Source organism: Vibrio sp. 10N.261.54.A5 (assembly GCF_041471145.1).
Lineage (GTDB): Bacteria > Pseudomonadota > Gammaproteobacteria > Enterobacterales > Vibrionaceae > Vibrio > Vibrio crassostreae_C.
In genome coordinates, this window is record NZ_JBFRNU010000057.1 from 66,517 (window position 1) to 84,412 (window position 17,896).

16 protein-coding genes are annotated in these 17,896 nt (G+C 44.4%); 12 read left to right on the plus strand and 4 right to left on the minus strand.

Going from position 1 to position 17,896, the window contains the following annotated elements; all coding sequences use genetic code 11:
- Nucleotides 1-25: 25 nt before the first annotated feature.
- From AB4329_RS17770 to gntR, 6 genes are all read left to right on the plus strand, one after another.
- The gene (locus AB4329_RS17770) at nt 26-1,042 is read left to right on the plus strand and encodes a TRAP transporter substrate-binding protein (RefSeq protein WP_016797095.1); all 1,017 of its coding nucleotides are present in this window, start codon (nt 26-28) and stop codon (nt 1,040-1,042) included.
- Between the two features lie 65 nt (nt 1,043-1,107).
- Nucleotides 1,108-1,665 (plus strand): TRAP transporter small permease subunit, encoded by a 558-nt coding sequence (locus tag AB4329_RS17775; RefSeq protein ID WP_372138938.1) that lies wholly within the window; start codon nt 1,108-1,110, stop codon nt 1,663-1,665.
- On the plus strand, nt 1,658-2,980 hold the full coding sequence (locus AB4329_RS17780; RefSeq protein ID WP_372138940.1) for a TRAP transporter large permease subunit: 1,323 nt from the start codon (nt 1,658-1,660) through the stop codon (nt 2,978-2,980). Before AB4329_RS17775 ends, AB4329_RS17780 begins: the two co-directional genes overlap by 8 nt.
- Before the next feature lie 118 nt (nt 2,981-3,098).
- A complete protein-coding gene (locus tag AB4329_RS17785) occupies nt 3,099-3,596 on the plus strand; it encodes a gluconokinase (RefSeq protein WP_372138941.1) in 498 nt (165 codons plus the stop codon).
- Between the two features lie 3 nt (nt 3,597-3,599).
- On the plus strand, nt 3,600-5,108 hold the full coding sequence (gene gndA / locus AB4329_RS17790; protein ID WP_372138942.1) for an NADP-dependent phosphogluconate dehydrogenase: 1,509 nt from the start codon (nt 3,600-3,602) through the stop codon (nt 5,106-5,108).
- Between the two features lie 139 nt (nt 5,109-5,247).
- Nucleotides 5,248-6,249: a gluconate operon transcriptional repressor GntR gene (gene gntR, locus AB4329_RS17795; protein ID WP_017079677.1), complete on the plus strand. Its 1,002-nt coding sequence runs from the start codon at nt 5,248-5,250 to the stop codon at nt 6,247-6,249.
- Between the two features lie 115 nt (nt 6,250-6,364).
- On the opposite strand, the gene AB4329_RS17800 is transcribed toward gntR, so the two are convergent.
- From AB4329_RS17800 to AB4329_RS17810, 3 genes are all read right to left on the minus strand, one after another.
- Nucleotides 6,365-7,147 (minus strand): siderophore-interacting protein, encoded by a 783-nt coding sequence (locus AB4329_RS17800; protein ID WP_102332033.1) that lies wholly within the window; start codon nt 7,145-7,147, stop codon nt 6,365-6,367.
- 200 nt (nt 7,148-7,347) lie between these two features.
- On the minus strand, nt 7,348-8,826 hold the full coding sequence (locus AB4329_RS17805) for a peptide MFS transporter (protein WP_080582209.1): 1,479 nt from the start codon (nt 8,824-8,826) through the stop codon (nt 7,348-7,350).
- A gap of 415 nt (nt 8,827-9,241) precedes the next feature.
- Nucleotides 9,242-10,612 (minus strand): L-serine ammonia-lyase, encoded by a 1,371-nt coding sequence (locus AB4329_RS17810; RefSeq protein ID WP_017059518.1) that lies wholly within the window; start codon nt 10,610-10,612, stop codon nt 9,242-9,244.
- Nucleotides 10,613-10,968: 356 nt separating this feature from the next.
- Here AB4329_RS17810 and AB4329_RS17815 point away from each other — a divergent pair, with 356 nt between their 5' ends.
- Entirely contained in the window at nt 10,969-11,847 is an 879-nt protein-coding gene (locus tag AB4329_RS17815; RefSeq protein WP_372138944.1) for a YdcF family protein, read from the plus strand.
- 130 nt (nt 11,848-11,977) lie between these two features.
- On the opposite strand, the gene AB4329_RS17820 is transcribed toward AB4329_RS17815, so the two are convergent.
- On the minus strand, nt 11,978-12,238 hold the full coding sequence (locus AB4329_RS17820; protein ID WP_017059521.1) for a DUF333 domain-containing protein: 261 nt from the start codon (nt 12,236-12,238) through the stop codon (nt 11,978-11,980).
- Nucleotides 12,239-12,540: 302 nt separating this feature from the next.
- Between AB4329_RS17820 and AB4329_RS17825 the strand changes: the two genes are divergently transcribed.
- The 5 genes from AB4329_RS17825 to AB4329_RS17845 all read left to right on the plus strand — a co-directional run bounded on the left by AB4329_RS17825 (nt 12,541) and on the right by AB4329_RS17845 (nt 17,840).
- Nucleotides 12,541-13,059, plus strand: a complete 519-nt coding sequence (locus AB4329_RS17825; protein ID WP_076645211.1) for an NUDIX hydrolase — start codon at nt 12,541-12,543, stop codon at nt 13,057-13,059.
- Nucleotides 13,060-13,287: 228 nt separating this feature from the next.
- Nucleotides 13,288-15,051: an ABC transporter ATP-binding protein gene (locus tag AB4329_RS17830; RefSeq protein ID WP_371720970.1), complete on the plus strand. Its 1,764-nt coding sequence runs from the start codon at nt 13,288-13,290 to the stop codon at nt 15,049-15,051.
- Nucleotides 15,045-16,829 (plus strand): ABC transporter ATP-binding protein, encoded by a 1,785-nt coding sequence (locus AB4329_RS17835; RefSeq protein ID WP_372138945.1) that lies wholly within the window; start codon nt 15,045-15,047, stop codon nt 16,827-16,829. Before AB4329_RS17830 ends, AB4329_RS17835 begins: the two co-directional genes overlap by 7 nt.
- Nucleotides 16,830-17,064: 235 nt before the next feature.
- The gene (locus AB4329_RS17840; protein ID WP_017059525.1) at nt 17,065-17,331 is read left to right on the plus strand and encodes a hypothetical protein; all 267 of its coding nucleotides are present in this window, start codon (nt 17,065-17,067) and stop codon (nt 17,329-17,331) included.
- 74 nt (nt 17,332-17,405) lie between these two features.
- Nucleotides 17,406-17,840 carry a hypothetical protein gene (locus AB4329_RS17845; RefSeq protein WP_372104262.1) on the plus strand — a complete coding sequence of 145 codons (435 nt, stop codon included), beginning with the start codon at nt 17,406-17,408 and terminating at the stop codon, nt 17,838-17,840.
- Nucleotides 17,841-17,896 lie beyond the last annotated feature (56 nt).

The following is a 17,896-nucleotide window of genomic DNA, read 5'->3' on the forward strand; positions in this document are numbered from 1 at the left end:
CTGTGAAACTCATAAGGATACCCAAATGAAAGCTCTGACTAAAACGCTGATTGCTGCCTCCCTTACTGGTCTATTTGCTACTTCAGCAATGGCTGCAGACTTTAAACTTAAAATTCAATCTTCAGATCCTTCTGGTGACTTGAACTTCAAGGTTCAGCAGAAGTGGGCTGAGCGCGTAGAGACGATGTCTAACGGACGTATTGATATCGATCTTCTGCCTGTAGGCGCTGTGGTTAAGCACACAGAAACGCTAGGCGCGATCAAAATGGGCATCCTAGATGGTCACATCACAGCAACAGGTTACTTCTCTGGTAAAGATCCAGCATTTGGTCTTATCGGTAACATGGTTGGCGCATGGTCAGACACTACACAACTGCTTCAGTACATGAACTACGGTGGTGGTAATGAGCTAATGACCGAACTGTACAAGCCTTACGGAGTTCAGTTTGTTGGTGCTTCTACGACGGGTGTTGAATCTTTCATTTCTAAAAAGCCAATCGATGGTGTTGCGGATCTTAAAGGCCTGAAATTACGTGCTCCCGAAGGCCTAGTTCAACAAGTATTTGCAGCCGCGGGTGCGACTCCAGTAAACCTACCGGGTTCTGAAGTATTTACTGGCCTAAGCAAAGGCGTTATTGATGCTGCGGACTACACGGTATTCTCTACCAACCAAAAAGCGGGCATGAACGATATCGCTACTCACCCAGTTCAACCGGGCTTCCACTCACTGCCTCTTATCGATATCTCTGTATCTCAGAAGAAGTGGGACAAGATGCCAGCGGATCTACAAACGATTCTACAAACGTCAGTTCGTGACTTCTCTTACGACATGACAACTCAGCTGAAAATGGCTGACCAAGCTGCACTTAAAGAAGCTCAAGCGAACCCAGAAATTACTATCCACGACTGGTCTCAAGAAGAGCGTAAGAAGTTCCGTGAAATCGCGAAAGGCCAATGGAAAGTATTTGCAGAGCGCTCTGACAACGCAGGGAAAGTTTACACCTCAGTGACTGTGTTCCTAGAAGAAAACGGCTTACTGTAATTCAAATTTAGTTTACTGACGGGGGAGGGCACTGCTCTCCCGTATTCTCCCAGGATATTTGGCCCATGACAGACAAAACTCCCCATGCCCCAGCTGAAAACGACGAGCAACCAAGAAATGCGCTTGATCGTTTTGTTATAAAGTTCAGTAATCTCGTGAGCTGGTTTTTTATCTTTACTGTATTGATTTCATTTTATGAAGTTGTGATGCGTTACGCATTTGATGCCCCGACCACATGGGTACATGAAACAGCTTCTTTCATCGGTGGTTCATTATTCATTATTGGTGGTATCTACGCGTTTGCTGCGAATAAGCATGTGCGTGTGGTTCTTATCTACGATTCAGTGTCTAACCAAGCACGCAAATATCTTAATCTTGTTCACCACATTGTTGGTTTGGCCTTTGCTGGCATGCTCGCTTACGCGGCTTACTTCACTGCGGAAGAAGCGTGGTTTGCACCTTGGGGTGAATTCCGCCTTGAAACATCAGGCTCAGTGTTAAACGCGCCTTATCCTGCGTTGCTGAAAGGCCTGATCTTTGTCGTTTTGTGTGTTCTTGTTGTCCAGTTTATATTGCACCTAATCCAAGAGTTGATGGGTCTAAGGAAGAATGACGATGTTTGATTTATCTTCTATTGGTATCGCATGGGGCAGCTTGCTCATGTTGGTTATGATGATTGGCTTGCTACTGACCGGTATGCAGCTAGCGTTCGTAACAGGCTTTGTCGCGATTTTCTTCACTTTATGTTGGTTTGGTCCTGATGCCCTGCCTTTGATTGCGAGCCGCACTTACAGCTTTGCTTCTGGTTATGTTTTCCTTGCTGTTCCTATGTTCGTATTGATGGCGGCTTTATTAGACCGTTCGGGTATCGCGCGTGATCTGTTTGATGCCATGAAATCTGTTGGCCGTAAGGTTCGTGGTGGTGTTGCAGTTCAAACGCTATTAGTTGCGGTTCTATTGGCTTCGATGTCAGGCGTTATCGGTGGTGAAACGGTACTACTGGGTATTCTTGCTCTGCCACAAATGCTTCGTTTGGGTTATGACCGTAAGCTTGCTATCGGTACAACCTGTGCGGGTGGCGCACTTGGTACCATGCTTCCACCAAGTATCGTACTGATCATCTACGGTATGACAGCTAGCGTATCGATTGGCGACCTATTTAAAGCGTCATTCTTACCAGCGTTTATTCTTGCTGGCTGTTACATCGGTTACGTGCTGATTCGCTGTAAGCTAAACCCTGCTCTTGCGCCTATTCCAAGTGATGATGAGACAGAAGACGATATCGCCAATCAGCCAAGCTACTTCAAAGCTCTGTTCTTCCCATTGCTTTCTGTCGCAACGGTTTTGGGCAGTATCTACACAGGTATCGCATCAGTAACAGAAGCGTCTGCTTTGGGTGTAGTTGGCATCATGATCAGTGCGCTAATCCGTGGTGAACTGAACTTCAGCATGTTGAAAGAGAGTGCCATCGCAACCATGCGTACCTGCGGCATGATCATGTGGATTGGTATCGGTGCAAGTGCATTGGTTGGTATCTACAACTTGATGGGCGGCATTGATTTTGTTGAAGAAACCATCCTTGCGCTCAGTGGCGGTAACGCGACAGTAACGCTATTAATCATGATGGCTATCTTGTTGGTACTAGGCATGTTCCTTGACTGGGTAGGTGTAGCACTTCTAACAATGCCAATCTTCGTTCCAATCATCACTGGCCTTGGTTTTGACCCAGTATGGTTCGGCGTTGTGTTCTGCCTAAACATGCAGGTGTCGTTCTTGTCACCGCCGTTTGGTCCTGCGGCATTCTACTTGAAATCAGTAGCACCAAAAGACATCAGCTTAGGTGAGATTTTCTCTTCACTACTGCCGTTCATTGCACTTCAAGTATTGGTTCTGGCACTGGTTATTATCTTCCCTCAGCTCGCGCTTTGGTGGCAATAACAGCGAAGGTTCCTGAGTGAATTTAACGTTCAGGAACCTATCAATAGCAACACAAGTTTAACTATTAGATTCGATTGTCAGCCCCTGTTTTGGTTGGGGCTTAGGGAAGGCTTGCCTTATGAAAAGCAAAAAAATACTCGTGATGGGCGTATCTGGATGCGGAAAAAGCCTGATTGGTAGCCGTGTCGCGCAGGCTTTAGAACTTCAATTTTTTGATGGGGATGACTTCCATCCGCAAAGCAACGTTGAAAAAATGCGTCAAGGTATCCCGCTGACTGACGAAGATCGTCAAGGATGGCTAGAAACACTTAACAAGCAATACATTGAGCAGCCAAGTGCAGTGATTGCATGCTCTGCATTGAAACCTCAATACCGCGAGATTCTGCGAGAGGACAATGAAGACTTAGTGATTATATACCTTCAGGGCAGTTTCGATACGATTTGGAATCGCCATAAAGCTCGTGAAAACCATTACTTTAATGGCCAAGAAATGTTGAAAAGCCAATTCGCAACCTTGGTTGAACCTGAGCTAGATGAAGCGCTATTTGTCGATATATCGCAAGATGTTGAGCAAGTCGTAGAAAGTGCACTCAAACAAATTAAGCAGATAGGTTAAACCATGACTCAGATAAAAAATGACATCGCGATGATTGGTTTAGGCGTGATGGGCAAAAGCCTTGCGCTCAACCTATTGGATAACGGCTTTAACGTTGCTGGCTTTGACTTGAATACAGACAACATTGATCGCGCCAGTTCAGAAGCAAAGCTGCTTAATGAATCGTTTACTGGTAAAGGTCAGTTCACACAAGGGACTAGCCTTGAGCATGTGCTGCAAGGGCTCGCGAAGCCGCGTGTAATCGCTTTGTCGGTTCCTGCTGGAAAACCTGTCGATATCGTCGTAAATAGCTTGCTTGATGCTGGCTTAGAAAATGACGACATTGTTATCGATACAGGCAACAGCCTTTGGACAGATACCGAGGCGCGTGAAGTGAGCTACAAAGGCAAACTGCGCTTCTTTAGCACCGCCGTTTCTGGTGGTGAAGAAGGCGCTCGTGTTGGCCCGGCGCTTATGGCGAGTGGTGACCAATCGGCTTGGCAATATGTGAAACCGATGTGGGAAGCGATTGCTGCAAAAGTGGATGCTAATGGGCTACCGGTTGCTCAGTTTGAAGCGGGTGAAGCATGCGCTGCCTATGTTGGTCCTTCTGGTACAGGGCACTATGTGAAAATGGTACACAACGGTATTGAATATGCCGACATGCAGCTCATCTGCGAAGTGTATCAGTTCATGCGTGATGTACTTGAAATGCCAGCTCAAGAGATTGGCCAAGTTTTCGAACAGTGGAACAACGGTGTACTTAATAGCTACTTAATGGAAATCAGTGCCGACATTCTTCAACAAGAAGATTTGGCTACGGGTAAACCATTTGTTGATGTTGTGCTTGATAAGGCTGGCCAAAAAGGCACAGGCTTATGGACAGCAGTTAACAGCCTTCAGGAAGGCTGCCCAACCCCAACCATTGCACAGGCGGTTTATGCACGTGCGATGAGCGGTCAAAAATCACAACGTATTCAAGGGAGCAAACTGCTAAAAGGCAATGTTGCCAATGCGAGTCAGTTGGATCAAACAGAGGTTATTTCTGAGCTTCATGATGCTTTGTATTGCGCCAAACTGTCTGTTTATGCGCAAGGTTTTGATTTATTAAAGACAGCGTCAGACAAAGAGGGTTGGAATCTCGATTTCACTCAAATAGCTAAGATCTGGCGAGCAGGTTGTATTATCCGTGCAGCATTCTTACAAGGTATTACATCGGCTTATCAACAAAATGGTGAGCTGGCGAACCTGTTGTTTGACGAGGTTTTCATCAAACAAATGGAAGAGCGTGAGCTTGCTTGGCGTATCGCCGTTGCTAACTCCGCTTTGTATGGTGTGCCGATGCCGGGGATCAGTTCTGCATTAAGCTACTTTGATTCTCTGCGCTGTGAAGTGTTACCAGCGAATCTATTGCAAGCGCAACGTGACTATTTTGGTTCTCATACCTATTCGCGAGTCGATAGAGAGGAAGCCGAAAAATTCCATGTCACTTGGAGTCAGTCCCCAAGAACTGAAGTAAAAGTAAACGCTTAAACAATCAATAACGCCCTCAACAAGAGGGCGTTTTTAATTATGATGCTGTATCAACATTTTACTAAATTAGGCTTCAAATTCCACGTCAGTCGGATACACTGTTACCAGTAACATAACTCAAAAATAATAATTACTAATTATGTCGAATAAGAAAAAACGTCCAACATTACAAGATGTTGCCAACTTAGTTGGTGTCACAAAAATGACCGTCAGTCGCTGCCTGAGAGACTCTTCTCAAGTATCAGAAGCACTGCGAGATAAGATCAGCGCTGCAGTAGACGAGCTAGGTTATATCCCTAACCGCGCACCAGACATTCTTTCCAACGCAAAAAGCAATGCGATTGGTGTTTTGGTCCCCTCGTTAACTAACCAAGTTTTTGCTGAAGTTATTCGTGGTATTGAGCAAGTCACCGCGCCTGCGGGTTACCAAACCATGATTGCTCACTATGGCTATAGCGCAGAACTGGAAGAGCAGAGCATCGCTTCGCTGCTTTCTTACAACGTTGACGCGATTATCCTTTCAGAAAACGTTCACACTGATAGAGCGCGTAAAATGCTGCAGACTGTTTCTATCCCAGTGATTGAAATTATGGATTCGGTGTCTCCCCGTATTGAACAAGCGGTTGGCTTTGATAACTTCGAAGCGGCAAGAGCAATGACCAAAACCATGCTCGACCGGGGGCGAACCAATATTGCTTACTTAGCGGCTCGTATGGATGAACGTACGCGCTTAAAAATGGCCGGTTATGAACATGCGATGCAAGAAGCCGACAAAACGCCAGTAACGCTGCAAACGGAAGACGCTTCCTCGTTTACTCTTGGTGCAAAACTGATTGGTGAGTTACTTGAGAAGCACCCTGAAGTGAATGGCATTTTCTGTACTAACGATGATTTGGCCATTGGTGCTTTTTACGAGTGTGTACGACGTGGTATTCAAGTACCAGAGCAGATGGCGATTGCAGGCTTCCACGGACACGACATCACCGTGGCGATGACGCCTCGTTTAGCGACTGTAGTAACACCTAGGGAGCAGATCGGTAAAGTCGCTGCAGAGCAAGTTGTAGCGCGTTTACAAGGCAACAATGAATGGGTGGCGAAGCTGGATCTTGGTTATGAGATTGAAGTAGGTGAGAGTATCTAATCTTACACTTCGGCTTTGATCTTCATCGGATTCAAACTAAGACGCCCTTAACGATAGTGATGTCGTCAAGGGCGTTTTCTATTTATCTAGCAAAAAGATGTATGTCGTAACAGGTTTAACCTGCTAAATCTTGAGCATCTTGCTGTTTCAACACTTTGTGGCCATCTTCAGTGACACCACGTTTCCAGTAGCTGCTGATGTAGATGTTCTCTTTCGCGACTTCTTTTTCGTTGCGGAAGTATTGTCTTAGCTCACGCATGCTTTCAAATTCACACGCTGTCCATATTGAAACCTGACCTTCTAACCATTCTGTGTTGCGCACGGTTTGTGAAAGTGACTCTGAGGTTTCATCTTCAATCAACCAGGTTACTTTGATACCTTGAGGAGTCTCAAGTACCTGCTTATCTGCTGCTGAGTTGATCTGAATGATAGCGTGACCAGTCGCTGTTTCTGGGAGCGTTTTTACTTTTGCAGAAAGCGCAGGTAGGGACGTCATGTCTGCAACTAAGAAGAACCAGTCTGACTCTAGGTTAAGCCCCTGAATTAAACCAGGACCAGCCACTGAAATAGTGTCACCCACTTTCGCGTTCATTGCCCACCTTGCAGCAAAGCCACACTGCAAATCTTTAGTGATGTGACGAACGAAATCGACTTCAATCCACTGCTCTACAGGATTGTACTGACGAATGGTGTAAGTGCGCATGGTTGGGCGCTCACCTTCGTTTAGCTGGCTTAAATCAGTCGTGCCAAGTGGCGAGAATAAAAGCTTGATGTAGCCGCCGGCACATTCTGTTGGGTATTTACTTAATCCCTCACCGCTAAGCGTTATGCGCTGCATGTTTGGAGTAATTGTTGAGGTTTGAGTAACGGTTAATGTGATAGGGCTAGGCTTGCTCATATAAGGCTCTCTTAGATTTGGATTTCCACATCATAATCCTGAACTAAAAAACACTCAATACTAATAGTTATCATTTACTTTGATTTACACATGTACTACCTAACTTATACGACAGATCCTATTGAGAAACGGATCCTACAAAAAAGAGCCCTTTAGAAAACTAAAGGGCTCTTAGGATTGGTTTGACTCAGCGAACAGAATTAGCTGTTTGCTTGCTCTAGTTCAATCGTTTCTTCAGCGGCTTTCGCAGCTTCTAGCATCTTACGAATAATGAACGATGCTGCCATTGCGATACCTACCATCACGACGGCAAGAACAGTCAGCATTTGGAAGTAATCACCGTAAACCGTTTGCACGATCTCTTGTGTGATCTCTTGACCTTTCTCTAGTGCAATAGACGTTGAGAATACCGCGCCAACAATGCCTGATAGTGCGATAGCAACAGAGAACAAGCTTACTGAGAAGTTTTCAATGTGCTTAGGTGCAACAGACAGGATGAAGGCTACAACCATTGAACCTACAATCACTTCACCGAATGCTAGGAAGAAGTGAATCGCTAGGAAGACTTCTGGGCGGATCAGAATATCGTCACCAACTGTCGTTACTGCCATCGTAAGGATACCGAAAGCGATAGCCGTAAGGATGAAAGAGAAACCGACTTTGGTTGCAGTTGAGAAGTTAATGTTTTTCTTTTCTAGGTTAGAGAAGATACCCGCGATGATAGGGCCAGCAACCATACACCATAGTGGGTTCATTGCCATTGAAGCTTCAGGTGCGACAGGGATGAAACCAAATAGATCGCCACGCATTGTGTTGATCGCTACCATTGTCATCGAAGTCATCATCTGACCGTAGTACACGAAGAAACATGTCGTCAGGAATGTGATGATTAAGATAGTCCCCATTTTTAGCATGTCTGATTTCTTCGATTTCATCATCAAAGAGACAAAGTAGATGATCGCTGCACCACCGATTGCGTACACGATGTTTTGGCCAATATCCATGTTAGAGAACATGAAGAATACCAAGCCGATCATTGCTGCAGAAAGACCAAGGAACGCTGCCCAGTTTTTAGTGCTTACTGGTTTTTGGTCGATTTCAGCACTTGCTTCAACAAGGCCTTTGCGAACAAAGATCATCATCAGAAGCGCAGCACCGGCTAGCACCGCTGAAAGAAGGAAACCACCGTGGAAACCAACAACAAGTACTAGCATTGGGAACAGGTATTGGCCTAACAGAGCACCAATATTGTTTACTGAGTAGTTGATTGGGTAGCAGTTCTCAAAATCTTCTTGAGTTTTGAACGTGCGTTTGTAAAGACTTGGGTAAGAAGGGGACATCAAACCACGTGCATAACTTGCTAACGCAATACCACATAATGCCATCGGAACATTGGTTGCTGCTGCACCAAGTACCAGTAGAACGTAACCACTTGCGAACCCTAGGAAGGCAATGGTTAAAGATCGGTAGGCGCCTAAAAACTTGTCGGCGATAAAGCCACCTGCGATAGCAAATAGCGGTCCGATTGCAGAGAAAGCACCAACAACCATCATGGTGTCGGCTTCATTGTAGTTCAGATCTTCAAGGAAGAAACGAGTCAAGATCACCATGACGCCATAGAACGAAAGTCCGAACATCATTTGGCAGAACATCATTGATTTGTTTAATCTATTCCACATTATTTTATTCTCACGTTTGTATTAATATGTAGTGTAATTGCCCGATTATAATATCATTAGTAGTAATACATAAACTTAAACATCTGTCCCAAGCAGAACTTTACTCGATATATCTTTTCTTATGAGTGCATTCATATTTCTCATGAATGAGATTTGCAACGTTAGATTTTGCAAGTGGATGCATGGCGGTATGAAATTTAGCCATCATCATTTGTGGCTAAGTAATGAACTAATAAAGGGAAAGTTAGAGGTAGTCATTCTGTAAGTTATTTTGAGTGAGTATCACTTTCAATTAGCTGTTGGGCTTTAGCCAATAAAAAAGCCAGCTTGGTGGCTGGCTTTGTTGAGATATTGAAAACTAAGTTTACAAGAATGCTGTCTCTATAGAGGCTTTCTCCACTCGTGTTCCTGTCTTTTATTCACAAGGTGGTGCCATATGGATCACGGCTAGGCCGCCTAGAGAAGTTTCACGGTACTTCTTGTTCATGTCTTTACCTGTTTGATACATGGTCTCGATAACCTTGTCTAACGAGATAAGACACTTGCTGGTACGCTTCAACGCCATGCGCGATGCATTGATCGCTTTCATTGCACCCATTGCGTTACGTTCAATACATGGTACTTGTACAAGGCCACCGATAGGGTCACATGTCATGCCCAATGAGTGTTCCATCGCGATCTCAGCTGCAATACAAATCTGTTCGTTGCTACCACCACGTAGGGCAGTTAGGCCTGCTGCGGCCATTGATGAAGAAACGCCGACTTCACCCTGACAACCTACCTCTGCGCCAGAAATCGAAGCGTTGGTTTTGTATAAGATGCCGATTGCGCCAGAGACTGCCAAGAAGTCTTTAAGCTGCTTAGTGTCTAGCTCTTTGATGAAGCGATGGTAGTACATTAATACCGCAGGAATAACCCCAGCCGCACCGTTGGTCGGTGATGTCACGACCTGACCGCCCGCTGCGTTTTCTTCACTTACAGCAAAGGCAAATAGGTTAATCCAATCCATGATCTCCATTGGATCGTTTTCAATCGAGGCATTTGCTTCCAGCTTTTTAAGCAGAGCAGGTGCTCGACGAGTGACTTCTAGACCGCCATCAAGAATGCCTTCCGTGTCAAAGCCACGCTGCATACACAGAGACATCACCTTCCAAATTTGGTCGGCTTTCTGGTCAATCACATCCATACCTTGGAATGAAACTTCGTTACGTAGAATTAAGCCACCAAGGCTCAGTCCTTGTTGTTCGGATAGTTCAAGCAACTGATCAGCAGAAGAGAAAGGGAACTCAACTTGAGTTTCTGCTTCCTGTTTGCCGTTTTGTAGCTCATCAGCGGTTGCGATAAAGCCACCACCAATCGAGTAGTAGGTTTCCATATCCAGAAGGCTGCCGCTTTCGTTAAAGGCAGAGATAGTCATACCATTTTCATGCAGCGGAAGGTTGGTCTTGTGGAAGAGCAGATCGCTTTCTACATCGAAATAAATTTCATGGTTACCGCTAACCAATAGAGATTTATCTTCAATCGCCTTACGCATTGCTTGGTTAGCACTGGTGATTTTAATGGTGTCGGGGCGGTTACCTAGCAAACCTAACAAGGTCGCTCTGTCTGTGTGGTGACCAATACCCGTCAATGATAACGAGCCGTATAAGTCGATTTGAATACGCTTCACTTGCTTAAGCTGAGCATCAATTTTTTGGGTAAAGTTAAACCCAGCGATCATTGGTCCATTTGTGTGGGAGCTGGATGGTCCAACCCCAATTTTGTAGATATCAAAAATAGACAGCATAGTAACTTCCTGTGAAGACGGTTCGATGGACGAACTCTGTGTAAAATTTGTATTTGGTTAGTTGCACTTCTTTGAGTGAACCTGTTCTGTGGGTGAAACAGTTATGCGATAGAGCGTATTCATTGATTGAAAGGGCTCTTTTATCGACTAGTGCTAACAAGCATAGAGCGATGAAATACAAGAGCGTGCTATGTTTGCTGTAAAGCGACACGTTTATTCTTGTATTACCTAAGATGTCGCTATCAATAGTGAGCATTATTGCGAGCAACATATAAGAATTTCAAAATACTTTTGTTAACAAGTATTGTATACATAATTCACTCCATCTAATCCCCAAAACGAGACTTGAACATAAAATGAGCATTAATCACCTCCTTATTGTGCTGGGTAAGCGACTTAATCAGAATAAATTGACTGATGAAGGAATCAGTCGAGTTGATGCTTTGGTTGAGTATCTGGCGGAGCCTTTGGTAGAAGAGTCGAATCAGCAAACTGCGGTAGCATTTTGTGGTGGGCTAACAAAAGGGCAAACACTGTCTGAAGCCGACGCGATGCACCAGTACTTTAGAAAGCTTGAAAAGCAGCGTGAACATCCGTTTTCTTTAGGGGCGATTTTGCTCGAGCAGCACTCGACCAACACTGTCGAGAACATACAGAACTTGGCCTCAGAGATGATTGCAAGCGGGCTGTTTACTCGCGGGCAAAGTGTGCAAGTGACATTCGTTTCGAATGACTATCACTTGCAACGTATTTTTGACATCCAGATGTTGATGGACGAGCAAGGTTTGCTTAAAGTTCTCATCGAGAAGTGTTCTGCACTTGGGGTAGAGCTGCAAATAGATCGTCAGCTAGAGGCTCATGTTGCGGTGCCATATCCTCATCAAAGTACTCAAGGGCAATTGTTTCTATTGATGGATGTACTGACGACCTACCGAGTCTATCTTGAAGGTGTCTCTGCGGGCGCATTTAAGCGAGATTTAGAGTTGGTTAGACGAGAGCCAGAAAGACTGTCTTTGGAAGCATTGATCACTGCCAAAGAGCTCGTTGGACGTTCATCTGACTTTGACATTGTGGAGAGTTTACTCCCAGCATTGGAGCGCTGTATCCAGCAGACTTCAGTGGGTACCGATGTAAAAAAAGTCAGGGAATACCTAGCTCTACTAGATACTAACCTGACTTTATTGAATCGTTATTTAGATCCGGAATCGGATCACACACATCGCTGGTGGCGATAGGTGATTATTTCTTTCTCGTGATGCCAAAAGCTAGAAGTTCAGTGCCTTCTTCAGCGATGTTTTTAACCGCTCGAACGTAATCATCGCCCATAACATTGTGCCAGAAGGCTCATGTGTTTTTTTACAGTGATTAACTTTGGTTTTCTGAATCTTGCTCATGGTTATTGCGGTAGTACTCCCACTGTTCAATGCGCTCGCCGTCATCGAATACACAGTAAGTTGTACGCTGATTGTTTTCAGTAACCGTGTCTAATTCACCGTCTTGTTGAACACAATAAACCGCTGCTGGGTTAGCGACTGAAACACGTTGGCCCTCGCTATATTCTGCATAGTCGTTTGCACAACCGCCTAATACAACGGCACATACAGCCATCAAACCAATTTTCTTCATGTCTATCTCCTACGTGATAACTCTATAATCGAATGCGTTAAGTTCTACAGAACCAAATGAGAAGCTCTATGAAATTAGTATATTTTAGATTTCAGAAAAGGTTGTCCTAATTTGGTCAAGATATTGAAATAGGTTGATATTTCTTCATGTTTAACGACTTTTTGAGTGTTAGATCAAGCTAAGTGGATTCAAGTTACCGTAGGAATATCCCCGTCCGATCCGTTCTGGTTAGCGGTTGTGAACCTCGAATCTATTGATGATTATGATATGATGCCGCCAAATTCAGTAGAGCAGCCAGAATCATGAGACACCTAAAAACAACCATCCATCCTGATATCGACCATCTAGACAATAAAACGGTCTATAAGCGCAACGCTGCCCGTGCCATTGTGTTAGATGGTGAAGACATTCTGATGCTGTATACAGAGCGTTATCACGACTACACCATTCCTGGTGGTGGTTTGGATGAAGGGGAAGATGTGATCGCAGGTATGGTTCGTGAACTCGAAGAAGAGACTGGCGCGAAGAATATCCATAGCATCAAGCCGTTCGGCATTTTTGAAGAGTTTCGTCCTTGGTACAAAGATGATGCAGACATGATGCACATGATTTCTTACTGCTACTCATGCAAGATCGATCGTGAGCTTGGTGAAACGGCTTACGAAGATTATGAAGTGAAAAACGGGATGAAACCGGTGTGGATTAACATTCATGAGGCAATTGCTCATAACGAGAAGACCATGGCCGAGAGCCCTAAAAAGGGCATGAGTATTGAACGTGAAACCTTTTTGCTGCATTTGATTGCCAAAGAGATGCTTTAGCCGTTATCAATACTAGCCTGCTAAGCTATTTATTTGCCGCCACTTTTGGCGGCAAAGTTGTTTCTAGCAATGCTAAAACTTAATACCCGAAACTAATTATTGAATATGGTTGATATTGTCAACTAAGTGTTTTTGATGTATCTTTACCTCAGCGATGAACCTATCTAGCTTAACTGCCCGGTTATATCGTTAAATCTCGCTGTGAGCCTGCCCTAAACAAAGAATACTATGAATAAAAGACAGTTTATTGCCCATTATCTGCGCATGAATCGCACCTCGTACTTATTGGCGATTGTGTTCATCTTTCTCGTCAACTGGTTACAAGTAGAGATCCCTCGTTATATCCAATTGGCGATAGATTTGATTGATGATGCCTCTTCAACTGGCCACCAACAGCTTCAAACCTATGTTTGGATTGTGGTCGGGATGTCGGTTGCCATGGTGGTGGTGAGAATTCTGTCTCGTATCTATGCGCTTAATCCGGGGCGAATTACAGAGGCCGCACTTAAAAGTACACTTCTACAAAAGTTGAATCGCTTACCGAGCAGCTTTCACGAACGCTTTGCTTCTGGTCGACTGATCTCGATTATCAACAATGACCTTAGTGGCATTCGACTGCTGTTTGGTGTCGGCTTCTTGCAGTTCTTCAATGCCTTACTTGCGTTGTCGTTGACGCCTCTTTACATGTGGCGCATATCGCCAGAACTCACACTGTATTCGATCATTCCTATCTCAATCGCTTTTGTGATTTTCCGTGTGGGCTTCAAGCGTATGAAAGCGCTGCATTTAGAGCACATGAAGCGCCTACAAAATCTGTCTGCTCAGCTAATGAGTTACCTGTCTGGGATTGATCTCATTAAGAGCCAGCAGATGTCACCTTGGGTGAAAGCTGAAACTGAAAAACTGAACCAGTTATTGCTTGAATGCCGCCTTAAAATTACACGCATTCAAGTCTTCTTTATGCCGGTACTCGACTACGCCAATGACCTGATGAAAATCATCATTCTTGGGCTTGGTGGCTACATGTTAATGAGACAGGAACTCACACTTGGTGAGATTACCGCCTTTCTGACTTACTCAGTTTTGCTCGCTATGCCATTGATGCAACTTGGCAGAATCGCGACCATTTATCAGCGAGGCATGGTCGGTATCCAAAGTGCACAAACCATTCTTAATGCCAAAGTCCCAGAGCTAGATGAAGATAAGCTTACTGAATTAGATGTTGAATCGCTGAAGGGAAAAACGTTTTCCGTTCGCAATCTCAGCTTCAGCTATTCAGGTGAAGAACGCGTGATTCTCGATGACATCAGCTTTGATATTCCAACAGGTAAGAAAGTGGGTGTGTTAGGCGGGATCGGAGCGGGTAAAACGACATTAGTGAACTGCTTAAACCACCACTTGGATGTACCACAAGGTTCTGTTTTCCTTGGTGAAAGAGATGTCACTAGCTTCTCACGCAGTGACTTACGCCGTTACGTGAAAACCGTGACTCAAGACCCTTACCTGTTTTCAGCAACCGTCGAAGACAATATCCGCTTTGGTAGCCTAGATACCGATTTGGCAAAGAGTCAGGTTGATGAAGTGCTAGAGCTCAGCCAGTTGGCTAGTGATGTGACACGTTTTGAACACGGCGATCAAACCTTAGTCGGTGAGAAAGGGATCATGTTGTCAGGTGGTCAGAAGCAGCGCTTAAGTATTGCGCGTGCTTTATTGCAACCCACCGACCTGATCATCATGGATAACGTTCTATCGGCTGTCGACTATGAAACAGAACGTAAGATCTTGGAAGGTTTGTTTAAACGTTTGGAAAATCAATCGGTTCTTGTGGTTTCACACCGCGTTAATGCCCTTGAATATATGGATGAAGTCATCGTGTTGAACGAAGGTAAAGTGATCGCGAAGGGCGACCACGCCACGTTATTGAAAACCTGTGATTACTATTACGATACATGGCAACTACAGCAGAATGAAACGGAGGCAGCAGCATGTTAAAACGTGTTGATCTCAAGTACCTCAAGCACTTTTTTAAGTTTGCTAAGAAATACAAAGGCTCTGCGATTCTGGGCATCGCTATGCTTCCTCTTTCTGTCATCACGAGCTTGTTGTTCCCTTGGCTGATCATTCAAGTGATCGATGTTCACCTGAGTCACGGGGATATGGATGGTCTGCTCGAATACGTCTTCTATCTCGTTGCCGTGCTGGTGGCGAGTTATGTGGTGGATACCACCTATTCGTACAATCTGCGTAAAACTGGTCAATACACGATAACTGACATGCGCTCAGTATTGTTTGCTCGCGTGCTCAAACTACCGCGCAGCTATTTTGATAACACACCGATTGGGGTAACGCTTTCACGATTAACCAGTGACTTGGAAACCATCGGCGAGACGTTTGTTCAGTCGGTTGTCGGGCTAGTTAAAGACAGCATCAATACCATTGCTCTGTTGGTGATGATGTTCTTCATTGATTGGCAGTTAACGATGATTGTATTGATCATTATGCCGCCAGTGATGTATTTGACGGTGTATGTGAGAAACCGACTTCGTGCTCTCTATAAGGTGACTCGTTCTTCTCTCGCTCGCGGTATTGGCTTTTTACAAGAAGTCTTATTTGGCATGAAAACCGTTCAGATGTACCGAGCGGAAGAGCAAGTCGAGCAACGCTACCAAGGCTATACCGATGAGTTTTTAAGAGCGCAGAAGAAGATCAATAAATACGATGCGATTTTGTTCTCGTTTATCTCTGGCATCACCTCCATCACTATCGCGATTATGATCTGGTATGGCTCTGAGCAAGTGTTAGAAGGGGCGCTCACCTTGGGTGTGCTGATTGCGTTCATCAACACCTTAGAGAAAGTGTTTGTTCCGATTCGTGACTTTACTTCGCAGATCGCTTCGATTCAGAGTTCATTTGCAGCGTTTGACCATATTGAAGAACTGTTTGTTGAGCCGACTGAAGAGGAAGGGCGTAACCTGCTGCCATCTAACAAGGTTGAGAAACAGCTTGAACAGTTTGTGAGCCTAGAGTTTAAGAACGTAAGCTTCCGCTACAAAGACGACTCTCCCTACGTTCTAAAGAATGTCTCGTTTGTATTGGAGAAAGGGCATCAAATCGCGCTTGTGGGTTCGACGGGCTCGGGCAAGTCGACGATTCTGCGTCTGATCTCTAAAGCCTACCAAGACTATGAAGGCAGCATTTTGTTGAATGGAATAGAGCTGTCACAGATCTCAAGTGAAGACTCTGCTCATTTGTTCTCAATGATGATGCAAGACGTGCACTTATTTGAAGAGACCATCCAATTCAATATCGCGCTGGGCAAAACGCATCTATCTAGAACTGAGGTTGAACAGGCGGCGCGCTATGTTTATGCCGATAAGTTTATTGAACAATTGCCACAAGGTTATGACTTCCACTTGGAAAAGAACGGCTCTAACTTGTCTGTAGGGCAAACGCAGCTTATCTCGTTCGCTAGAGCGGTTGCACAGGGCGGTCAATTGATGATGCTTGATGAGGCGACCAGTTCGGTAGATTCAATCACTGAAGACCTGATTCAAAAAGCAATGCAGCGCCTTTTCAAGGAAAAAACCGTGATTGCGATTGCACACCGTTTGAGTACCGTTCGTCACTCAGATACGATTTTGGTGTTGGAAAAGGGTGAAATTGTTGAGCAAGGTAATCATCAACAGCTGGTGGCACACAATGGTATTTATGCTGGCTTGTTACAAGAATCGATTGTAGAAACGGGCGATTCTCAAGTAACGGTTGCCTGATCACCTCAAATCAGGTTTACCGTTATCGATACTATGAATTGGTGTTGCTTATGTTTCACCAATTTCTATTCTTTTCTAGTATTCCCAGTAGCTTAGGGAAAATAAAACATATTTTGCGATTATTAATATGTTATGATATCCCTACTACTAAAGGGGTGTCTTAGGGCATCGGGATGTATGCAAGCAAAAAGAACCGGCTTGTGTCAGTCACTTTCTGGCGAATATGGAATCGAAAATGTTGTTGGAAGAAGTTGTAGAAATTATCGAATTAACCGACTCAGACCATTTATCTCAAGCAATGGAACTGTTTAACGAGCATGGTTTTGTTGATGCTGAGTCTTTACCTTTTATGAATGTTGTTTTTGAAACAGCACCAGATCAACTTGCGAAGAAGCTGTCGCAGATTGGTTTTAAAGGTTTAGTGCAAGTCGAAAAGAACGAAGATGCATCAGGCTTCACCATTATTGATGCTGACCGTGTTCTGCTAAAAGACTCTGCTTAGCTGCAAGATTCAGCTTAGTGAAAAGACTCTATCCAGTTCAGTAACACCCGTTATGATTATTTGAGGTTAACACAGTGACAACAGCAACCGTTTCATCAACAGAGCAACACATTTCCAATGAACATGCGCTTTTAGGTGCATCGTTATTAGCGTCTCAAAAAGTTGAGTTGGCTCTGTTCAGTGTGATCTCTAAATTAGTTAAAACCCTATCAAAAGATCAGCAACAGGCATTAGGTCTGGATTTGGATACCTTTTTAAGGGAGAAGCCAAGTGAACAAGCCTCGACTCTGAGCCGCTACGAAAATACGTTTGGTGAGCAACTTCCTTTGAAGGCCAATGAACTCAACGATTTTATTTATCATCGAAACTTGGTTACTCGTGGATTTTGGCGTGTGACTGGAGCTGATGTTAAAGGCGGTGAGAAGCTTGCTAACCCAGAGCTTTATTTAAAAGAGTTCTTGGCCAAGTGTGAATACTGGCAAGTGATGCTTGATACTCAAACCAAGTAATCAAATAGAAATAAGAAAGCCATAGCGAACATGCTATGGCTTTTTTGTGGTTCATC